The 4,189-nt window shown below is 52.7% G+C and carries 3 protein-coding genes and 1 CRISPR repeat array; of the genes, 2 read left to right on the top strand and 1 reads right to left on the bottom strand.

Features of this window, described 5'->3' with window-relative positions; all coding sequences use genetic code 11:
- Both NZ772_14945 and urtE read left to right on the top strand, forming a co-directional pair.
- Positions 1 to 1,021 (top strand): aromatic ring-hydroxylating dioxygenase subunit alpha (locus NZ772_14945; protein MCS6814850.1); only part of this gene is annotated, 1,021 nt, incomplete at its 5' end.
- Between the two features lie 188 nt (positions 1,022 to 1,209).
- Complete coding sequence (gene urtE / locus NZ772_14940; protein ID MCS6814849.1) at positions 1,210 to 1,965, top strand: urea ABC transporter ATP-binding subunit UrtE; 756 nt, start codon at positions 1,210 to 1,212, stop codon at positions 1,963 to 1,965.
- Between the two features lie 12 nt (positions 1,966 to 1,977).
- Here the strand turns inward: urtE and hemW are convergent, their stop codons facing one another.
- A complete protein-coding gene (gene hemW / locus NZ772_14935; GenBank protein ID MCS6814848.1) occupies positions 1,978 to 3,294 on the bottom strand; it encodes a radical SAM family heme chaperone HemW in 1,317 nt (438 codons plus the stop codon).
- A 601-nt stretch (positions 3,295 to 3,895) separates the two neighbouring features.
- Positions 3,896 to 4,149: a CRISPR direct-repeat array (repeat unit 35 nt; unit sequence GTTTCACAACCACCACCCCGCAAGGGGACGGAAAC).
- Positions 4,150 to 4,189: the final 40 nt, after the last annotated feature.

Raw genomic sequence — 4,189 nt, 5'->3', positions numbered from 1 at the left:
TACCCAGCAACCTGTGTTGCGCCGCTTTTGGTATCCAGTGGTGCCCATGTCTGAGTTGTCCTTCGATCGCCCCTATGCGATCAAGCTACTAGGTGAGCACCTCGTTTTGTGGCTAGATGCTGATGGTCAACCCGCCGCTGCCCTGGATCGCTGTTGCCATCGATCGGCTCAGCTTTCCAAAGGCAGTATTGTCAATGGCTGTGTTCAGTGTCCCTATCATGGGTGGCAGTTTGATCGTCACGGCACCTGCGTTGGCGTTCCCCAGTTAGAACCATATCAAGCAATTCCTGCCAGCTATCGCATACCAGCCTACCAGTGCACCCCTCGCTATGGCTATGCTTGGGTTTGCCTAGACGATCGTCCCCTGCAACCAATTCCCACCATTCCCGAAGCAGAGGACCCCAACCTACGGTTTATCCACCAGTTTTATGAACGCTGGAACTGTAGTGGCCTGCGAATTATGGAAAACTCCTTTGACAATGCTCACTTCAGCTTTGTGCACTATGCTTCCTTTGGGGATCAGCACCAACCGCGTCCTGCCTCGCTGCAAGTTAGCTCTGTGGATCATGGCCTAACCGTGAAGACTGTTGTGGATGTGGTGAATCCTCCGCTGCAGCAAAAAAATTTGCGCCTGGCAGAGGCTACCACGGTTCGCACCATGCATTCCAACTGGTACTTACCCTTTATCCGTACCCTAAAAATCACCTATCCCAATGGGGTCATGCACATGCTGTTTACAGCAGCAACTCCCATTGACGATCGCTCCTCGCAAGTGCTACAGTTCTGCGTCCGCAACGACACGGAAGCCGATGCATCCACTGAAGATATCATTGCCTTTGATCGCCAAGTTACCCTCGAAGACCGAGCGGTTTTAGAAACCACAGACTACGATGCACCCCTAGACACCAGTGTTGAGCAACATATGGCATCCGATCGCGTTGGCATTATGATGCGTCATCGCTTAACTGCCCTGTTAAAGGAACATGGAGAAGTAGAGATACGACGCTCAGGAGCGATGTAAGGCTCTAGCTGTATGCGCCTGCGGTGATCGTGCTAGCTGTCAGATCTATCCTCTGGGTTTGTCGCTCTCGCTGGTTTGCACTCTTTTGAATTTCAAGGGCATAGCAAGTTGCCGTTGGTTACAATTGCTGCTATCCTGCAACCCAGATTACACCAGAATCAGAAACGTTATTTACACTGCTGTACCCCATGAGTTATTCGACTGTTGCGGCATTGGATCCTACAGAAACCGAAACAGCCCCTATGCTGAGGGTGACTGGACTAAATGTGTATTACGGCGAAAGTCACATTCTAAGGGATGTGGACTTAACCGTGCCTGTGGGTAAAATGGTCTGTTTGATCGGGCGCAACGGTGTGGGCAAAACCACCCTGCTCAAGACCGTCATGGGGTTGCTCAAGCCTCGACGGGGAACGATCGCCCTTGCAGGTACTCCCATTAACGACAAAACTCCTGACCAACGGGCGCGACTGGGCATCGGCTATGTACCCCAGGGACGAGAAATTATTCCCCGATTGACAGTCATGGAAAATCTACTGCTGGGGTTAGAGGCTCGTCCCCACAGTCGTAACCGCAATCAGGCAATTCCCGATGAGATTTTTGCCCTCTTTCCCGTGTTGAAAACCATGCTGGGTCGTATGGGTGGTGACCTCAGCGGCGGTCAGCAACAGCAGTTGGCGATCGCCCGGGCCTTGATGGGCAACCCTCGCCTGCTGGTTTTAGACGAACCCACCGAGGGCATTCAGCCCTCCATCATCCTAGAAATTGAAGCCGCTGTGCGCCAAATTGTAGCAACCAAAGGCATGTCAGTGTTGCTGGTAGAACAACACTTGCACTTTGTCCGGCAAGCAGATTGGTACTACGCCATGCAAAAAGGTGGCATTGTCGCCTCTGGGCCTACTTCAGAATTAAGCAACGACGTAATTCAGCGATTCTTGGCGGTGTAAAGCGCTCTTCCCTCACTCCAGGGCTGCAAATAGGTCAGCGAGAATGGTATTGGATACTAGAAAGCCCTCTGGATCCTGCAATCGTAGACGATACCCTGATGCCAGCCCTGCCTGATCAGTGTCAGCCTGGATGGGGGGAACAATCGCCCTAGCACTATCGCCCTCTGGCATAAGCACTACCAAGCCTCGGTGATAGTAGGGTTGCAGACAATTCCACAGACGGTTAACGGCATCAGTACCATACTGGGCGGCCACGGGGTCAAGGCTGATCCCTTCCGCAGTTCGCAAGGCCAACATTAAGGTCTCTAACAGGTCTGGTGGTTGGGGGCAAGGGGGGATGGGGAACTGGCACGAGGACAGCATAGCCTCCACCCAGGCGAAGTAGTCTTGGGTCTTGCGGGGACGGGTAAACCGCCAGCCGTTTAGGTAGCTAGCAGCACCCATGCCAAAGCCGTAGTAGGGCTGGTTGCGCCAATAGACTTGGTTATGGCGACACTCGTAGCCATCTCGTGCATAGTTAGAAATTTCGTAGTGCCGATAGCCAGCGCTAGTCAGCAACTGTTGGGCAAGGCGATACATGTCGGCGGCGATCGCCTCCGTCGGTAGGGGCGTTTCTCCGGGTTGGTAGCGGCGGCTAAAGGCGGTTTTGGGTTCCACAATCAGGTCATAGCAAGACAGATGGGTAGGGGCAAGGGCGATCGCCTTTTCTAAGGACTCTTGCCACTGGTCTAGGGTTTGGTAAGGTAACCCAGAGATTAAATCTAGGCTGATGTTCTCTATCCCCGCTTGGTGGAGACAATCCACTGCATCGTAGATATCCGCTACTGTGTGAGTGCGTCCACACAGGTTCAGTAGGTCATGCTGAAAGGCTTGCACACCCAAGCTTACGCGATTAATCCCTGCCTGTTGGTAGGCCCGAATGTGGGCGAGGTCAAAGGTGCCAGGATCCATCTCGATCGTAATCTCAGCGCCAGTGGCAATGCCAAACTGCTGGTGGAGACTGGTAAGCAAGCGATCAAGTTGCTCAGGAGCTAACAAGGAGGGCGTGCCACCCCCAAAAAACACCGTTTGCAACGGAGATGCCCCCGGCGGGACGATCGTTCCCATCCCCTGAATTTCTGCACTCAATACCTCTACATAGCGCTGAATTGTGCCGGAGGTGCTACCCCTAGCCCGATCGCCCACCACCGACACCGGAAAATCACAGTAATAGCAGCGCCGCCGACAAAAGGGAATATGCAGATAGGCTGCGATCGGAGCCTCAACCACGACATGGGGCTGTGAACCATTGGACCGTAAACCAAGCTGCATACTGTCTCGATCGAACATACACTCACCAGCCTATCCCATCGACTACCCTCGTTGCCGGTTGATCAGACAGGAGGCGGTAGTCTTGCCTGAGTGCTGATGACTACATTGGATGACTACATTGGATAATTACCTTGGATAATTACCTTAAAGGTGCACCTGAACTTGTGATTGAAGTAGCGGCCCCAGAGCATCACACCCTTGAGCAAGGGTAGCCATGTGGTCTAAGCGATAGAAAGTAGCTGCGATCGCGGCAGTCCAATAAACGGATCCTAGCCTAAATCATTAGACTTTAGCAGATGCCTTACCGAGAACTCTCACCGTCACTAGCCCCTAGGAGTAGCCTAGCCCCAGACCCCCAAACTTTACATAATTTAACATTAGATTTCTTGCCCTTCTACCCTAGCCTCAGTATACTCAGAACTATGATCTCCACAGGTCACCCGATCCTTGAAAACCGCATAACTTCGTTGACCTCTGGAGGTGCCGCTCCTAGAGCAAGTTTCAACCTTCACCACGGGTCGTTAAGGTCATTTTCGACCGTACAAAACCAGGTGTGGAAAACCGTCTCTGGAGATTTGACCGCTGTAACCCTCGCCAGGAGATGCCTCCTAAGCAAGGGGTTTCACAACCACCACCCCGCAAGGGGACGGAAACCGATACGCCGCCGCCCCGGGCTCCATGCGCCCCGCGAGTTTCACAACCACCACCCCGCAAGGGGACGGAAACGGTTGTTCAGAAGACTTGTTTCTCGGTGCATATAACACAGGTTTCACAACCACCACCCCGCAAGGGGACGGAAACCAGTACACAGGTACTGTATATGATGTTCAATATCCAAGTTTCACAACCACCACCCCGCAAGGGGACGGAAACACTAAATACAATGAAAACTACAAATATAAATATATTAATA

The sequence above is a fragment of the Cyanobacteriota bacterium genome (assembly GCA_025054735.1).
In the GTDB taxonomy this organism is placed as follows: Bacteria; Cyanobacteriota; Cyanobacteriia; order SKYG9; family SKYG9; genus SKYG9.
This window is presented reverse-complemented; position numbering and strand designations above follow the sequence as displayed.